Annotated in this window: 16 protein-coding genes; 9 read left to right on the forward strand and 7 right to left on the reverse strand. The window is 66.9% G+C overall.

Features of this window, described 5'->3' with window-relative positions:
- Nucleotides 1-21 precede the first annotated feature (21 nt).
- Nucleotides 22-483, reverse strand: a complete 462-nt coding sequence (bcp, locus tag K3M67_RS10905) for a thioredoxin-dependent thiol peroxidase (RefSeq protein WP_066858040.1) — start codon at nt 481-483, stop codon at nt 22-24.
- Nucleotides 483-3,173: a bifunctional [glutamine synthetase] adenylyltransferase/[glutamine synthetase]-adenylyl-L-tyrosine phosphorylase gene (locus K3M67_RS10910; protein WP_285831475.1), complete on the reverse strand. Its 2,691-nt coding sequence runs from the start codon at nt 3,171-3,173 to the stop codon at nt 483-485. The genes bcp and K3M67_RS10910 overlap by 1 nt, the downstream gene beginning before the upstream one ends.
- Nucleotides 3,174-3,289: 116 nt before the next feature.
- Here K3M67_RS10910 and K3M67_RS10915 point away from each other — a divergent pair, with 116 nt between their 5' ends.
- Both K3M67_RS10915 and K3M67_RS10920 read left to right on the forward strand, forming a co-directional pair.
- The gene (locus K3M67_RS10915; protein ID WP_325232297.1) at nt 3,290-3,475 is read left to right on the forward strand and encodes a hypothetical protein; all 186 of its coding nucleotides are present in this window, start codon (nt 3,290-3,292) and stop codon (nt 3,473-3,475) included.
- A gap of 93 nt (nt 3,476-3,568) precedes the next feature.
- Complete coding sequence (locus K3M67_RS10920; protein ID WP_066857679.1) at nt 3,569-3,898, forward strand: hypothetical protein; 330 nt, start codon at nt 3,569-3,571, stop codon at nt 3,896-3,898.
- A gap of 54 nt (nt 3,899-3,952) precedes the next feature.
- Here K3M67_RS10920 and ypfJ read toward each other — a convergent pair whose 3' ends face one another.
- Nucleotides 3,953-4,831 (reverse strand): KPN_02809 family neutral zinc metallopeptidase, encoded by an 879-nt coding sequence (gene ypfJ / locus K3M67_RS10925; RefSeq protein WP_066857676.1) that lies wholly within the window; start codon nt 4,829-4,831, stop codon nt 3,953-3,955.
- A 144-nt stretch (nt 4,832-4,975) separates the two neighbouring features.
- On the opposite strand from ypfJ, the gene K3M67_RS10930 reads away from it, so the two are divergent.
- From K3M67_RS10930 to K3M67_RS10955, 6 genes are all read left to right on the forward strand, one after another.
- On the forward strand, nt 4,976-6,169 hold the full coding sequence (locus K3M67_RS10930; RefSeq protein ID WP_285831476.1) for a patatin-like phospholipase family protein: 1,194 nt from the start codon (nt 4,976-4,978) through the stop codon (nt 6,167-6,169).
- The gene (locus tag K3M67_RS10935; RefSeq protein ID WP_285831477.1) at nt 6,166-6,957 is read left to right on the forward strand and encodes a 3-hydroxybutyrate dehydrogenase; all 792 of its coding nucleotides are present in this window, start codon (nt 6,166-6,168) and stop codon (nt 6,955-6,957) included. The genes K3M67_RS10930 and K3M67_RS10935 overlap by 4 nt, the downstream gene beginning before the upstream one ends.
- A gap of 652 nt (nt 6,958-7,609) precedes the next feature.
- The gene (locus K3M67_RS10940; protein ID WP_285831478.1) at nt 7,610-9,118 is read left to right on the forward strand and encodes a S10 family peptidase; all 1,509 of its coding nucleotides are present in this window, start codon (nt 7,610-7,612) and stop codon (nt 9,116-9,118) included.
- 222 nt (nt 9,119-9,340) lie between these two features.
- Nucleotides 9,341-10,351, forward strand: a complete 1,011-nt coding sequence (locus K3M67_RS10945) for a DUF2279 domain-containing protein (RefSeq protein ID WP_285831479.1) — start codon at nt 9,341-9,343, stop codon at nt 10,349-10,351.
- Nucleotides 10,352-10,443: 92 nt separating this feature from the next.
- The gene (locus K3M67_RS10950) at nt 10,444-11,799 is read left to right on the forward strand and encodes an amidohydrolase (protein WP_285831480.1); all 1,356 of its coding nucleotides are present in this window, start codon (nt 10,444-10,446) and stop codon (nt 11,797-11,799) included.
- Nucleotides 11,800-11,804: 5 nt separating this feature from the next.
- Nucleotides 11,805-12,683 (forward strand): alpha/beta hydrolase family protein, encoded by an 879-nt coding sequence (locus K3M67_RS10955; RefSeq protein ID WP_285831481.1) that lies wholly within the window; start codon nt 11,805-11,807, stop codon nt 12,681-12,683.
- A gap of 45 nt (nt 12,684-12,728) precedes the next feature.
- Here the strand turns inward: K3M67_RS10955 and bdcA are convergent, their stop codons facing one another.
- Complete coding sequence (gene bdcA / locus K3M67_RS10960; protein WP_285831482.1) at nt 12,729-13,442, reverse strand: SDR family oxidoreductase; 714 nt, start codon at nt 13,440-13,442, stop codon at nt 12,729-12,731.
- A gap of 71 nt (nt 13,443-13,513) precedes the next feature.
- Here bdcA and K3M67_RS10965 point away from each other — a divergent pair, with 71 nt between their 5' ends.
- Nucleotides 13,514-14,107: a TetR/AcrR family transcriptional regulator gene (locus K3M67_RS10965; RefSeq protein WP_066857661.1), complete on the forward strand. Its 594-nt coding sequence runs from the start codon at nt 13,514-13,516 to the stop codon at nt 14,105-14,107.
- 6 nt (nt 14,108-14,113) lie between these two features.
- Here K3M67_RS10965 and K3M67_RS10970 read toward each other — a convergent pair whose 3' ends face one another.
- Genes K3M67_RS10970 through K3M67_RS10980 form a run of 3 tightly spaced genes read right to left on the reverse strand, consistent with a single transcriptional unit; the run spans nt 14,114 to nt 16,247 of the window.
- On the reverse strand, nt 14,114-15,103 hold the full coding sequence (locus K3M67_RS10970; protein ID WP_066857658.1) for a nucleotidyltransferase domain-containing protein: 990 nt from the start codon (nt 15,101-15,103) through the stop codon (nt 14,114-14,116).
- Entirely contained in the window at nt 15,100-15,963 is an 864-nt protein-coding gene (locus K3M67_RS10975; protein WP_285831483.1) for an HprK-related kinase A, read from the reverse strand. The genes K3M67_RS10970 and K3M67_RS10975 overlap by 4 nt, the downstream gene beginning before the upstream one ends.
- A complete protein-coding gene (locus K3M67_RS10980) occupies nt 15,960-16,247 on the reverse strand; it encodes an HPr-rel-A system PqqD family peptide chaperone (protein ID WP_285831484.1) in 288 nt (95 codons plus the stop codon). The genes K3M67_RS10975 and K3M67_RS10980 overlap by 4 nt, the downstream gene beginning before the upstream one ends.
- Between the last annotated feature and the right edge of the window lie 28 nt (nt 16,248-16,275).

Below are 16,275 nucleotides of genomic sequence, written 5' to 3' on the forward strand. Positions count from 1 at the left end.
GCTCGATCGAAACCGGCAGGGTCAAAGCGCTTGCACCGCCTCCAGCACGTCGGCGGCATGCCCCTTGACCTTCACCTTGGGCCAGACGCGCAGGATCGTGCCGTCGGCGCCGACCAGGAAGGTCGCGCGTTCGATCCCCATATATTTGCGGCCGTAGAGCGATTTTTCGACCCAGGTGCCGAAGGCTTCGCACGCATCGCCCGGCTCGTCGGACGCAAGGATCACGGTCAGGCCGTATTTTTCCGCGAACTTCTTGAGTTTCGCGGGCTTGTCCCTGGAAATGCCGATAACCGGCACCCCGGCGGCGGCATAGTCATCGGCCAGCGCGGTGAAATCCTTGGCCTCGTTGGTGCAGCCGGGCGTATCCGCCTTGGGATAGAAATAGACGACCAGCGGCTTGCCCCGATAGGCGTCCAGCGCGAAGTCTACGCCATCCGCGTCCTTGAGCGCCACGGTGGGGATGGCGTCTCCCTGTTCCAGCATCATCGGTCCTCCTGATAGGGCGCGGCGAGCGCAGCCCAGGCTTCGCCCACGCATATCCGCGCTCTGGCGTAGCTGGCAAGCAGCGCGTCCCAATCGGACGCCCCGCAGGCGCGGGCGACGAGCGGTCGGGTCGCCTCCGGCGGCTCGGTCGACTTTGGCGAGACGAGCCGGGATACCACCAGATAGCGGGTGATGAGGTCATGCGCGGCGATCAGGCCGGACGGCAGATGCCCGGCCGCGACCAGTTGCGCCAGCGCCTTGCCCAGATCGGGATCGAAGGCCATGCCATGGCGGAACTGAGTGATGTGGATGAGAAACTCCAGGTCCACCAGCCCGCCGGGCACCAGCTTGACGTCGAGATCGCTGGCCGGCGGCTTGTGCCTGGCGATGTCGCCACGCATCTTCACCGCCTGCCGCGCCAGTTCGTCGAAATCGCGCGGGCGCCGGAGCGTCTCGGCAAGGATGGCGTCGATCGCGGCGCGGGCCTGCGGCGAACCGAACACGGGCCGGGCGCGGGTGAGCGCCAGATGCTCCCAGGTCCAGGCCTCCTCGCGCTGGTAGCGGGCGAAGCTGTCGAGGCTGACCGCGAGCAGCCCCTGCGCGCCGGACGGGCGCAGCCTGGTATCGACCTCATAGAGCGGGCCGGACGCGGTGTGGACCGACAGGGCGTTGGTGATACGCTGGCCCAGGCGGTTGAAATATTGCGTCGCGCCCAAAGGCTTTGGCCCATCCGATTCGGTCGAGAAATCGCCGGTGAAGAGATAGACGAGATCGAGGTCGGAGGCATGGGTCAGCACGCCGCCGCCCATGCGGCCCAGCGCCAGGATCAGCATCTCGCCGCCGGGCACCCGACCATGCGCCGCCTCGAACTGCGCGACAGTGGCGCTGGCCAGCGCCTCGATCGCGGCTTCGGCGACCCGGCCATAGCCCTTGCCCGCCTCCAGCGGATCGCCGCCCCGGATGATCTGGGCGCCCAATGCGAAGCGACGGTCGCCCACGCGCTGGCGCACCCGGTCGAGCAGCGCCTGATAATCCTCGCCTGGCTCCAGCGCGCCAAGCTGTCGCGCCAGCTGGTCCACCGGCGGCGGCGGATCGAAGGCGGAGGCGTCGATCAGCCCGTCGAGCAGTTCGGCGCGGCGGCCGAGCGCATCGGCGAGCGTCGGCGCATGGCTCAATATCTCCGCCAGCAATTCGACCAGCGCGGGCCGCGCGGCCAGCAGCTTGAAGAAATTGATCGCGCTGGGCAGCCGGGCGATCATGTCGTCGAGCCGGTTGAGCGCGCGGCTGGGATCGGGCGCCCTGGCCAGCGAGCGCATCAGGCCAGGCAGCAATGCCTCCAGCGCATCGCGCGAGGGCGCGCTGCGCAGCGCGCGGATCGTGCCGCCGCGCCAGCGGGCGATGCGGGCCAGCGGCGTGTCGGGATCGGCGAAACCGATGTCGGCCAGCTGCGCCTTGAGCCGGTCCTCGTCCTGCGAGAGGGAGGCGTCCTCCTGTTCGGGGCCAAGGCGGTCATAGTTGCGGCCGACCCACTCGACATGCGGGCGCAGCAGGTCGAGCAGCGCCGCGCCATCGGACAGGCCGTGGAGCCGTGCGACATTGTCGAGGCTGTCGGCCGATTTCGACAGTTCGTGGGTCTGGCGGTCTTCCACCATCTGGAGCCGATGCTCGATCGTGCGGAACAGGATATAGGCCGCGTCGAGCCGGGCGGCGGCATCGGCGTCGATCACCCCCGCGCCGGCGAGCGCCGCCAGCGCCTGCCGCGTGTTGCCCGATCGCAGCGCGGGGTTGCGGCCGCCGTGGATGAGCTGGTGGACCTGCGCGAAGAATTCCACCTCGCGGATGCCGCCCCGCCCGCGCTTGAGATCATATCCCGGCCCGAACGCCTGCCCCTGCGCATAATGGTCGCGGATACGGCGGGATATGTCGACGATGGCGTCGATCGCGCCGAAATCAAGGCTGCGCCGCCAGACGAAGGGGCGGATCTGGCGCAGGAAATAGTCGCCCAGTTCCATGTCCCCCGCCGCCGGACGGGCGCGGATGAAGGCGGCCTGCTCCCAGCCGAGCGCGGTCGATTCATAATAGCCGATCGCCGCCTCCACCGGCAGCGCGATCGGCGTCGCCTCCGGCGAGGGCCGCAGCCGCAGGTCGACGCGAAAGACATAGCCGTCGCCGTCGCGATTGGTCAGCAGTTCGCTCATCCGCCGGCCGATGCGGACGGCGGCGTCAGCGACATCCTCCCGCTCGCCATGCGGCAGGGTGGCGGGATTGTAGAGGAGGATCGGGTCGATGTCGGACGAATAGTTGAGTTCCCGGCTGCCATGCTTGCCCAGCGCCAGCACGACGAAGCCGCGATGCTCGGCATCGGGATAGCGTTCCTGCATGGCGGCGGCGAGCGCTTCCTCCAGCGCCTGGTCGGCGAAATCGGACAAGGTGCGCGTAACCCGGTCCATGTCCCAGGCGCCCGCCAGATCGGCCGCCGCCACCGCCAGCGCGATGGCGCCGCGCCGACGCCGCAGCGAGCGGGCGATGCCGTCCTCAGGGCCGGCGACGGCCTGCGCCGCGCGGAGCGCCGCATCGAAATCGCCCGCCGCCAACTGCTCGGTCACGGTGGGAAAACGGTCCAGCGCGCGCGCCAGAAAGGGCGAATGGGCCCGGATGCGGGCCTGCGTTTCTGGCCAGTTCGTCACCATCATCTCTCCTTTCCAACGGCCTATCGCGCGCAGCCGCGACGAACGCCAGACACTTTTGGCCGGAAACGCATGACCAGAAACTTTTGGGCTGCCCGGCCGTTGGTGGGATCATGGACATGCAGCGCAAATCTCTCGGCCGATCGGCACCGGGGCGGAACGGGGACCGCGACCGCCTGGTCACGGTCGGCCTGCCCACGCCCTATGAGGGCGTCGGCAATGCGCTGCGGTCCACCTACGCGCCGCCGCGCGAGGCAATCCCGGACGACATGATGGCGCTGCTGATGAAGCTGGACCGGCACTAGCCGGGCAGTTGCTGGCGGCTCGCCAGCAAGGCTTTCTTTACCGCTTCGTGCGAGACTTTGCGGCAAAATCGTCGCAGGAAAGTCTTTCGTCCGATGCTGTATCGCAACTTTGCCATCGCCACGCTGATCGCCGCGCCGCTGATCGTGCTGGCCGTGCAGAATTTCCTGCCGACCCCTGCGCCCGCGCCGCAGGCGGAACAGGTTGCGCCGCCGCCCCCGCCCGTCCCCGTGCCGGTCGCTCCGCCCGTCGCAGCCCCCAGCGCGCCGGCGGTGGCCAGCGACCCTGCGGTCTTCGGCCAGCCGATTGCGGGCGCGGGCCAGCCCATGCTGGCCGGAGAGGGGCTTCAGGAAGCCCCGCCGGTGCCGCCGGGCGGCATTACCGAACCGGACCCTGACATGGCGGGAACGCCCAACGGGGAATGACCGCGGCCGGACCGCGCCCTTGCCGGAGCGTAAGATCGCACCCTTGCCTGATCGTCAGATCGCGCCCTTGAACGTGTCGCACTGGGCCGGATCGCCGGTCGACAGACCCTTGCGCAGCCAGGCCATCCGATCGGCGCTGGTGCCATGGGTGAAGCTTTCGGGCACCGGACGGCGGCCGGCCGCCTTCTGCAGCGTGTCGTCGCCGATCGCCTCGGCCGCGCGCATCCCTTCCTCCAGGTCGCCCGCCTCCATCAGATTGGTGTCGCGCGCCGCCCATACACCGGCATAGCAGTCGGCCTGCAACTCCATCTTCACCTGGAGGGCGTTGCCCTCGGCCTCCGACACGCGCTGCTGCGCCTTGCGGATGCGATCGGCCTCGCCAGTGACGGTCTGGATATGATGGCCGACCTCATGCGCGATGATATAGCCGATCGGGAAGTCGCCGGGCGCGTTGAAGCGGCTTTCCATCTCGTTGAAGAAATCGGTGTCGAGATAGATGCGCTGGTCGGCCGGGCAGTAGAAAGGCCCCATCGCCGATTGCGCCGCGCCGCAACCCGACTGGCCGTTCTGGCTGTAGAAGACGAGGGTCGGCGGCGGATATTGCTGTCCCTCCGCCCGGAAGATGTCGGCCCAGCGCCGCTCGGTCGATCCCAGCACCTTGAGCGAGGTGCGCTGCACGTCGCTCAGTTCGCCGGTTGCCGGGCGCTCCGTCTGCACCGGCTGCCCGCCGCCCCCGCCGCCGATCAGGCTGAGCGGGTTCACCCCCATCACCACCATGATGACCAGCACGATGACGATCCCGCCGCAGCCGAAGCGGCTGCCGATCAGGGGCAGCAACATGCCCAGGCCACCGCCCAGACCACCACCCAGGCCGCCGCCGCGCCCCTCCTGCACCTCGAAATGGCTGCTTTCCTGTTCGTCGTCGAGCCGCATCGCGCCCTCCCTTTCCGGCCTTGTGCCTACGCCATTCCATCGGAACGGGAAACCGTCCGAAGGCGACGAGGTTGCGACGGATCGTGATTTCTTGCGCGACATTAAGTTGGATTGGCGCGATCAAAGCTTATATTGCAGTGCGACATGGCAGATATCGAACCCCAACACGCCGAAGCCAAGCCCCTGCGCCGCGCCAGGACGCCGCTCCCCCTCCCCCGCGAAATCGCGCTGCTGCTCCAGGGCGGCGGCGCGCTCGGCTCCTTCCAGTCGGGCGTCTATGAGCGGCTGGACGAGCTGGGGGTGGACGTCAGCTGGGTCGCGGGCATCTCGATCGGCGCGGTCAACGCCGCGATCATCGCCGGCAACCCGCCGCACCGCCGGATCAGCCGGCTCAAGAAATTCTGGTACACCGTATCGGGCGGGATGCCCAACGTCATCCTGCCGGAAATCGACCATATCCGAGAGGCGGCGCACCTGACGGCGGCGGGCACGGTCGCGACCTTCGGCGTGCCGGGCATGTTCCGCCCCCGGCTCTGGCCCGCGCCGCTGATGCCCGCAGGGACGCCCGGCGCGATCAGCTTCTACGACAGCAGCCCGCTCAAGGAGACGCTCGACGCCTGCATCGACTGGGATCTGCTGAACGAAGGGCCGGTGCGCCTCTCGGTCGGCGCGGTCGACGTGGAATCGGGCAATTTCGCCTATTGGGACACGCGCGGCCCCGGCGGCAACACGCGGATCGACGCGCGCCACATCATGGCGTCGGGCGCCCTGCCCCCCGGCCTGCCGCCGGTCGAGATCGACGGGCGCTGGTATTGGGATGGCGGCATCGTGTCCAACACCCCGCTCGCCCATGTGCTGAACCACCAGACCGAGGACATGCTGGTGTTCCAGGTCGACCTCTTCCCCGCCGAAGGGCCGATGCCGCAGCAGATGACCGATGTCTATTCGCGCATGAAGGACATCCAGTATAGCAGCCGCACCCGCCAGGTGACGGACCAGTATCTGCGCCTACGCCGCGAGCATGGCGCGATCAAGGCGCTGCTCGACAAGCTGCCGCCCGAATTGCAGGACAGCGCGCAGGCGCAGGCGCTGCGCCAGTGCCTGGACCAGGGATCGGTCAACATCGTCCACCTCATCTACCGGTCGCGCAACTGGGAAAGCGGCGCCAAGGATTTCGAATTCTCCCGCTCGACCATGCTCGACCATTGGAGCCAGGGTCGCGAGGCAGTGGAGGAAGTCATGCACAAGGGCGACCTGATCGCCCGCAACATCCTGAACGGCAAGAGTTCCAGCTTCGATCTGGACGCCCCCGATCACCTCAAGGAGAAACAGGCATGAGCAAATCCCTGGCCGGCAAGACCGCCCTCATCACCGGGTCCACATCGGGCATCGGGCTGGCCTATGCCAAGGCGTTAGCCGGGGAAGGCGCCAATGTCGTCATCAACGGCTTCGGCGATGCCGCCGCGATCGAGCAGGAACGCGTCGGCCTTGAGGCGCTGTCGGGCGCCAAGGCGCTCTATTCGGGGCACGACCTGACGAAAGTCGACCAGATCGAGGCGATGATGAAGGAAGCGGCCAATGCGTTCGGCGGCGTCGACATCCTCATCAACAATGCCGGGATGCAGCATGTCGCCCCGGTCGAGGATTTCCCGCTCAACAAATGGGATCTCATCATCGCGCTGAACCTGAACGCCGCCTTCCACACCACCCGGCTGGCCATCCCGCACATGAAGGCGCAAAAGTGGGGGCGGATCATCCAGACCGCATCAGCCCACTCGCTGACCGCCTCCCCCTTCAAGAGTGCCTATGTGACCGCCAAACATGGCCTGGCCGGTTTCACCAAGACGGTGGCGCTGGAAGTCGCGACCTTCGGCATTACCGCCAACTGCATCTCGCCCGGCTATGTCTGGACCCCGCTGGTGGAAAACCAGATCCCCGACACGATGAAGGCGCGCGGGCTGACGCGCGAGCAGGTAATCAATGACGTGCTGCTGGCGGGCCAGCCGACCAAGCAGTTCGTGACGGCGGAGCAGGTGGCAGCGACGGCGCTCTATCTGTGCAGCGACGCGGCGGCGCAGGTCACGGGCGCGAACCTTTCGATCGACGGCGGCTGGACGGCGCAGTAGGAACCTGCTTCGACGCTTGCGTCACCCTGGACCCGATCCGGGGTAGCGCTTTTCTTCGCGCATGTTCCGAACGGAAGCGGGATGCGGGGCCAAGCCCGGCATGACGGATGAGAAATGGCTGCGAGCGGCCAGAAGCAGACTGTTAAGCGCGGCGCGACGTCGCTCGAAAGCGGTCATCCCGCATTACCGTTACCCATTTCGTCATTCCCGCGACCCGAAGGGCGGCCGCAGGCCAAAGCGGGAACCCATCTCCTGGCCGTGCGTCCAGCACGGCACTGCGGAGATGGATCCCCCCCTTCGCGGGCATGACGATGGAGAGCGGCCGTTACGCTACCCACCCTGCCCGGCCGCACCGCATCCACAACTATTTTTCCTGGTGGGATTATCCCCGATCCATCCTGCGGGATGGAGCCGATCCGTCGTTCACAGCCTTGCACCGACCGTTTTCCTTTGCGCCAAAAGTAACGCGGTGCAGGCGCGCACCGGTTGCAGCGAAAGCACTTTGGGCGCGCGTCGCGGAGGCTTCGGGGGTGCTTGGGCCGGAAACGCCGACAACGGCGTGAAATCGCCCCTGTCGCTTCAGTGGCGCGCGCCCTCTTTCCACCGCTCCCTCCGTCCGCTAGTCCGACAAATGTAAAACAAGGGGACTGCCATGCGTTTCACCACCAGCCTCGCCGTCCTGGCGCTGGCCCTTTCCGCCACCACCGCCCAGGCCCAGGACGAGGCCGGGAAGAAGGACGAAGCTGCTGAGAGCACCGTCCCTGCGCCCAATGTTTCCGTCACGAAGCACAAGGGTGTGTTCGGCGGCAAGGCGATCAGCTACACCGCGACGACCGGCGAAACCTACCTCAAGGACAAGGACGGCAAGCCGCTCGCGGCGATCTACGCCACCTCTTATGTCAAGGATGGCGGCGACAAGACGCGCCCGATCACCTTCCTTTACAATGGCGGTCCGGGATCAGGATCGCTGTGGCTGCACATGGGCGCCTTCGGCCCCAAGCGGGTCGTGCTGCCCGACGCGCAGGATGACGGCGCGCCGCCCTATCCGCTGGTCGACAATGCCGAATCGCTGCTGGACGTCACCGATCTCGTCTTCATCGACCCGGTCGGCACCGGCTTTTCCCACGCCATCGGCAAGAAAGACCCCAAGGATTACTGGGGCGTGTCGGCCGACGCCAAGTCGATCGCGGAGTTTATCCGGCTGTGGCTGAACGACAATGGCCGCTGGTCGTCGCCCAAATATATCGGCGGCGAAAGCTATGGCACGACCCGGTCGGTGGCGCTGATCAATGAACTGGAGGGCAGCTACAACGACGTCACGGTGAACGGCATCATCCTGATCTCGACCATCCTCGACTTCGGCGCCACGGCCGAGGTGCAGGGCAACGAGATGCCCTATATCATCAACCTGCCCTCGATGGCGACGACCGCCTGGTATCACAGGAAGATGGGCAATCCGCCCGCGACGGTGGCCGAAGCCGCGCAGCAGGCGCGCGCCTTCGCGATCGGCCCCTATGCCGCGGCGCTGCTCAAGGGCAACCAGCTGCCCGCCGGGGAACGCGCCAGCGTCCGCGCGGAACTGGCTCGGCTGACCGGCCTGTCCGAACCGTTCGTCGACAATGCCGACCTGCGCGTGTCGCCGGGCCGCTTCTACAAGGAGCTGTTGCGCGACCGGGGGGTGAGCATAGGCCGGCTCGACACCCGCTATACCGGCAAGGATTATGACCGCGCCGGCGAGGAGCCGGACAATGACCCCAGCTTCACCGCAATCGACGGCGCCTATACCGCGGCGATGAACAGCTATGCCCGCGACACGCTGAAATATCGCACCGACCGGTCCTATGTGACGATCGGCGGGGTCAGCGGCTGGGACTGGAAATTGCAGGGCCAGCGCGGGCGCGACGGCGAAGTCTATGCCAGTGTCGCGCCCTATCTGGGCAAGGCGCTGCGGGAAAATAGCGGCCTCAAGGTCTTTGTCGGCCAGGGCTGGTATGATTTCGCCACGCCCTTCTTCGGCGCGGAATATGCGATGAGCCGCACCGGCTTCGACGCGTCGCGCATCCAGTATCATTATTATGACGCCGGCCACATGATGTATGTCCGCCCCGACGACCTGCGCAAGCTGAGCGCGGACATCCGGGCGTTCATCACCGCGCGCTAGGCCCGGTTCGGCCCGTCCTTGCCGGGCGGGCCGGCACCCCATGCGCGCGCCGCGCGCCGAAGCGAGGCGCAGCGGTCGACAGGGCGCAGTTTCATCGAATTGTAATATAAGGAATTTGGGTTATCATCGCCCCATAACAGAAGGTCGCTCCGTCGTTGAATGGGGGACAAGATTGTGGGAATGGAGACTAGCCTTGGGCGCATCGGGCGATGTGCGTCAGGCATGGCGCTGATCGCCGCCATGTCCGTGGCAGCGCGGGCCAATGAGGGCGCGGGCCCGACGACGGAGACGCTCGACGCGATTTCCGTCATGGCCAACGCGGACAGCGGCGATGCGCCGATCCGGTTAGCGGCCGCGTCGGCCGGCTCCTTCGACCTTGCGGAACTCACACCGGCGCAGGACGCTGCATCCGCCGTGGCGCCGATCGCGGGACCGCCGGTCGATACGGACGAACCGGCGACGGACCCGGACCGCTATCGCTCGCTCGGCGGCCGCATCGGCGCCGCCAAATGGGAAACGCTGGGCCTGTTCGCCTATATCACCGCGACCCAGGCCTATTGGACCGACGACACCGAGTCCTTCCATTTCAAGGACGAAGGCTGGTTCGGGCGGAACACCAACAATCTGGGCATCGACAAGCTGACCCACGCCTTCAACGCCTATCTGTTCGCCGAATTCCTGGGCGCGCGCATCGCCCGCAAGACCGGCGACCGGGCGGCCGCGGCCCTGCCCGCCGCGATCCTGTCCACCGGCCTGCAACTTTATGGCGAGATATGGGACGGGCATAAGAGCGACAGCGGCTTTTCCTATCAGGACATCGTGTTCAACACCGCGGGCGCCGCTTTCTCGGTTTTGCGCCACAGCGTGCCGGGGCTGGAGGAAAAGCTCGACTTCCGGCTGTTGGTGAGGCCCAATTCGGAGGTCTACAGCTTCAAGGGCAAGCGCCATTATGAGCAGCAGCATTTCCTGTTGTCGCTGGAACTGGCCGGCTTCCGGAAGCTGAAGACCAGCCCATTGCGCTTCGTGGAGTTGCAGGCCGGCTATCGCGGCAAAAACTTCTTCGCGGCCGACCGCGCCGCCGGGATCAGGCCCAAGCGCGACATTTTCTTCGGCGTGGCGCTCAACATCAAGGAACTGTTCTTCAAGAACAGCCGGTCGCGGCTGGGCCGGGTGATCGGAAGCGGACTCAACTATTTCCAGCTGCCCTATACCGGCATCTACGATTATTACTGAACCGGGCCGGTGACGGCCGGCCCGGCCACAATCCCCCTTTTACCGGCGCAAAATCACCCTATGCTTCTGGACAGCAAGGGAGATTCACGCACATGCGCCACGCGCTCACGGCCATTCTGGCCGCCGTCAGCTTCACGTCCATCGCCGCCGCCCAGACCCCTCCGACCGAGGCGCCCGCCACCCCGACCACGCAGAGCGAGATCGGCGCGGCGATCGCCAAGGACATGGACGGGCTGATGACCCTCTATCGCGACCTGCACGCCAGTCCCGAACTGTCGTTGCAGGAAGTGAATACCGCGGCGAAGCTCGCCAAGCGGCTCAAGGCGCTGAAATATGACGTGACCGAGAAGGTCGGCGGCACCGGCGTGGTCGCGATGATGAAGAACGGCACTGGCCCGGTGCTGCTGATCCGCGCCGACATGGACGGGCTGCCGGTGGTCGAGCAGACTGGCCTTTCATTCGCGTCCAAGGTCCGCACCAAGACGCCCGAGGGCGTGGAGACCGGCGTGATGCACGCCTGCGGCCATGACACTCATATGACTGCCTTCATGGCGACGGCGAAACTGCTCGCGGCGCGCAAGGACCAGTGGAAGGGGACGCTGGTCATGATCCTCCAGCCTGCCGAGGAAGTGGGCAAGGGCGCACGCGACATGCTGGAGGATGGGCTCTACACCCGCTTCCCGCGCCCGACCCACGCCATCGCCTTCCACGACGCCGCCAATCTGGAGGCAGGCGTTGTCGGCTATACCCCCGGCTATGCGCTGGCCAATGTCGACAGCGTCGACATCGTGGTGAAGGGGCTGGGCGGCCATGGCGCCTATCCGCAGACCACCCGCGACCCGATCGTGCTAGGCGCGCGGATCGTGACCTCGCTCCAGACGCTGGTCAGCCGCGAGCAGGAACCGCAAGACCCCGCCGTCGTCACGGTCGGCAGCTTCCAGGGCGGCGCCAAGCATAATATCATCCCGGACGAGGCTAAGCTGCTGCTGACCATACGCAGCTATTCCGACGAGACGCGCGCGAAGCTCATCAAGGGGATCGAGCGGATATCGCGCGGGGAGGCGATCGCGGCGGGCGTGCCGGACGACCGGATGCCGGTCGTCACGGTGAAGGACGAGTTCACCCCCTCCACCTACAATCCGCCCGAATTCGCCGAACAGATGGCGGGCCTGCTCAAGACGCATTTCCCCGAAGGCCGCGTGGTCAAGACCCCGGCGGTGATGGGCGGCGAGGATTTCGGCCGCTTCTATCGCGCGGACAAGTCGATCAAGAGCTTCATCTTCTGGGTCGGCGGCGTGCCGGCGGACAAGATGGCGGCGGCGCAGGCCGGGCAGATCTCGCTCCCCTCGCTGCACAGCCCCTTCTGGGCGCCCGAGGCGGACAAGGTGATCGCCACGGCGAGCGAGGCGATGACGGTGCTGGCGCTGGATATCTTGAAGAAGGACTGACCGACATGGCGGAGCGGCACGGCCTATCGATAGCCATTCTCCTTGCGGGTCTGGCTGTCACCGCTCTACCGTCGCATGCACAGAGCCTGTCGAACGGCGAGCAATTTGCCCCCACCCGCCCGCCTGTATCGGTTCGTTACGGCTCAGCCCATTCGCAGATCATGAACTTTTGGCGCGCGTCAGGCCGCACCCCAGCACCATTGGTGCTCATTATCGAGGATGGTGGGTGGCCCACCCGCCAAACCGTCTCAGCCTATAAACTCGCCGCAACACTCGCAGACAGCGGAATTGCGGTGGCGGCGATGGGAACCAGGCCGCGTCGTCCGGTCGGCGTCCGCACTATCGTGGCCGACGTCAATAACATATTGCAATTCTTGGCCAGCCAGGCGGAACGGAGAGGCATCCGAACAGACCAGTTCGCGATCATCGGCGTCGGCAGCGGCGGCGCTCCGGCCGCTTTGATGGCTACCGAGCCGGGTTGGACTGACGGAACAGCGCTGGCATTTGAAAATTTGCGGGCATTGATACTGATTGACGCGGCCGGCTTGGACCCGGAATTGACCTTGCGGACCGCACGGCCAGATCGGCGCTTGAAAATTTTGGAAGCGCTCGGTGAGACGGAAGAAAAAAGAACGGCCAACTCCGCAATCGGCCATCTCGCGACACCCAATGTTCCTGACGCATTGCTTCTGCTGTCTGAAGAGAGACGAAATCGGCGCGGCGGCACCGACTTTTCTGCCTTGCTCAATGAGCATGGCGTCATCACTGAAGTTCGCGAAATGCCCCGAACAGATACCAGCAACAATCGAGGGATCTTCGGCAATCCGCTCAATCCGGCGACGCGGGGGCTTATCGAGTATCTGGCGCAGCGACTCGGTAAATAGCGTGGGAAGGGTCTGCCGTTTCCCACGCCCATAGCGCCTTGCAAATCAGGCCCCGAAGCCGCCGTCGATCGTGTGCAGCGCGCCGGTGATGATGCCCGCTTCCGGGCCGGCGAGATAGGCGGCGAGACCGGCAATCTCCTCGCCCGTGGCATGGCGCTTGATCGCCATGAAGCCGTGCATCATGTCCGCCATCGGGCCGTCGGCCGGGTTCATGTCGGTATTGGTCGGGCCGGGCTGGATGATGTTGACGGTGATGCCGCGCGCGCCGAAATCCCGTGCGAGGCCGCGGGCCATGCCCTGCAACGCCGATTTGGTGAGGGCGTAGGCCGCGCCGCCCTCGAACGGCATGCGGTCGCCATTGACCGAGCCGATCACGATGATGCGCCCGCCTTCGCGCATCCGCCGCGCGGCTTCGACGGCGGCGTGATAGGGCGCGCGGACATTGATGTCGATCATCCGGTCGACCGCGTCGGCGTCGAGCGTGAGCGGATCGCCCATCACCAGAGCGCCTGCATTCACCACCAATATGTCGAGCGGCCCCTGCCCCGCCACCACGTCGATCACCTGCTGGCGGTCGGCCGCATCCGACTGGATGGCGGTTGCGCCCGTTTCGCTCGCGAGGGTCTGCGCCGCGTCATGCGATCCGGCATAGGTAAAGGCGACCTGCGCGCCGTCGCCGGCGAAGCGGCGGACGATGGCGGCGCCGATGCCGCGGCTGCCGCCCAGAACAAGGGCTTTCCTGGAAGTGAAGTCGGTCATGTCGGTGTCCTTGAGATATTTGTAATGATCGCTATATAAATCATCGACAGGTAGGTTCAAGGATTTTTGTAGTGGTCGATAAAGAAAAATCGAAAGCCCGTGGCCGCCCCCGCGCGTTCGACCGGGATGCGGCGCTCGATCGGGCGCAGGCGCTGTTCCATGCGCAGGGTTATGAGGGCGTCGGCGTCGCCGCGCTGGCCGAAGCGATGGGGATCAATCCGCCCAGCCTCTATGCGGCGTTCGGCAGCAAGGCGGAGCTGTTCGACGAAGTGCTGGGCCGCTATGCCCGCAAGGCGTTGCCGGTCGACGATCTGCTCGCGCCCGGCAGCGATCCGGCGCAGGCATTGACGCGCCTGCTGGGCGTGGCCGCGAACGTCTACGCGGCCGATCCGCAGGCGCCGGGATGTCTGGTGCTGGAAGGCGCGCGGGGCGCCGATCGGCAGGCGGCGGCGCTGGCCTGCGCCTGGAAACAGGCGAGCCGCGAGCGGGTGCGCGACTATCTGCGCCCGATCCATCCGGGACAGGCCGATGTCGTCGCGGACTATATGATCGCGATCATGTCCGGCCTGTCGTCCGATGCGCGCGGCGGGATCGCGGCGGCGCGGCTGCTGGCGGTCGCGGACATGGCGGGGCTGGCGGTCGCGGCGATGTTGGCCAAAGACTGACGCACATTATTGCGGGCGATGCCCCTTGCGCCACTTGGTCCAGAGGTGCCGCGCCAGCATCAGCGGCGGCATCCGCAGCCAGTGGGAGCGGAGATAGAAAGCGAAGACCAGCGGCTTGGCGGTTTCCTGCCCCCAGCCGTTGCGGGCGAGCAGGCGCGCACGGACCAGCCGGTCCCGGAGGGTGAGCCGCGCGCCGTCGCCATAGAGGGCGGCGGCGAGGCGCCGGGCCTGACGGACATGGGACAGCAGGCCGTGCCGGACGGCGCGCGCTTCCAGCGCCGCCGGATCGGCATCGGACAGCAGGCAATATATGTCCCACAGGTTGCGCAGGCCGCCCTGCAAGTCGCCGTCGGCCAGCATGTGCGCCGCCGCGTGGATGATCCGGTCCTCGGGCGAGAGGATATATAATCCATCGGTTATCGCAACGGCGTCCGCGATCATCGCGGCGGCATCGGGCGTCTGGCGCGCGGTCAGCGGCAGCACGGTATGATGCACGTCGATCATCCGGTCCCGCTCCCGATGGATCATCGGCGGCAGTTCGTGCATCCACTGGCGATAATAGGCGTCGTCATAGGGATCGGGCTTCACCCATTCCCAGCCGGCCGCCATCATCGCCCTTTCCGCCACCGGCATGGCGTCGCGCGGCACGAGAATGTCGAGATCGCCGATGAAACGCCCCTGCCCGGCGCGCAGCCCGGCGGCGGCATAGGCCGTGCCCTTGAGCAGGATGGTCGGCACGCCGGTTCCGCGCAACGCATCGACGCAGCGATCCGCTTCCCACAGCGCCTGTCGCGCTTCCCGGTCGGTGTCGCGCCGGGCGTCGGCCAGGATCGGCGCGACCGCGCGTGGCACGGCGACTGGCTCCAACCGGTGCGCCAGGGTGCCGATCAGCCGCTCGGCGCGGGCGGCGGCGATCAGGCCGTTCCAGCCCGTGGCGTCCAGGCCCGCGACGGCGGCGGGATCGCGCAGCGCACGGACCAGCAGCACCGCGCTCATGCCATCTCTTCCCACAGGCGATCGACCATGGCGAACGCGGCATCGCCCGAAGGGAAGTCGATCGCGCGCGCGGGCACGGCCTGGACGAAACGGGTCAGCGCTGCGAAACCCGGTTCGCCGAGCGCCACATAATTGGTCGACGCCTGGGTCAGCCGCATGAAGATTTCCCCCTGCCCCACGGCGCGCACATCGGCGGCATGACCGAAACGGGGAAAGAGCAGAAGGCGCGGCATCCCGCCTTCGTCCATCCGGGCGACGGCGTCGCCCCGCGGCATCATATGGCGGATGTCGCCCTTCGCGGTCGCGCGCAGCAGCGGCCCCATCCGCGCGTCGCCGACCGCATCCGCGACGACGTCGATCGCACGATTCTTGAGCGATACTAGGCGCGGGAAGGGCAGGATCGCGCCACTGTCGAGATCGAGCAGGGCGAACTCGTCGCCCATGAAGCGCCAGCCGCGTTCCCCCAGCAGCGCCGCCAGCGTCGACTTGCCCGATCCGGATTCGCCGGTCATCACCAGCACGCGCCCGTCCTTCTCGACGCTCGACGCATGGAGCAAAAGGTGCCGCCGCCAGCCCAGCGCCATTTGCAGGTTCATCCCCATTTCGGCGGCGAGCAGGCCGTGCGCGAGGCTCATCGGCGCGGCATCGGCCAGGCCATGGTCGCCGGTGATGAAGATGGAGGGCCGTATCCAGCGGCGCGCGAGGCTGGTCGGCTGGAGCCGGACAGTGAAATCGGCGATGGCGTCCCCGGCCTGCGGATAGGCGGCGTAGAGGCGCGCCAACTGGTCGATCGGCGCGCGCCACGCCGATCCGATGCGGAAGCTGGCGGGGCCGATACGAAGCGTCAGCCTATGCCTCATGCCGGGCGCACCAGTCCGAGCGCGACCAGCGCGTCGAGATGCGCCGCGATCTGAGGCAGCGCGGTTTCGCGTGGGCCAAGGTCGAAGCTGTGGGCCAGCCGGTCATGCACCTCCGCCGCGCTGACGCACTCGCCGACCCGCATCTGGTCGAGAATCTCGGGCACCGGGCTGATGACCATATGGGTCTGGCCCGAACGGGGATGATAGAGGAGGACAAGATCGTCGAGCACGCAGGCGCGGGTCGCATCCCGCGCCTCCAGCCGATAATGTTCCGTCGCTTCCACTTGCCGGCGCTCCTGCTGCTCACCCCCT

Origin of the sequence: Sphingobium sp. V4, from assembly GCF_029590555.1 — a bacterium.
GTDB lineage: Bacteria > Pseudomonadota > Alphaproteobacteria > Sphingomonadales > Sphingomonadaceae > Sphingobium.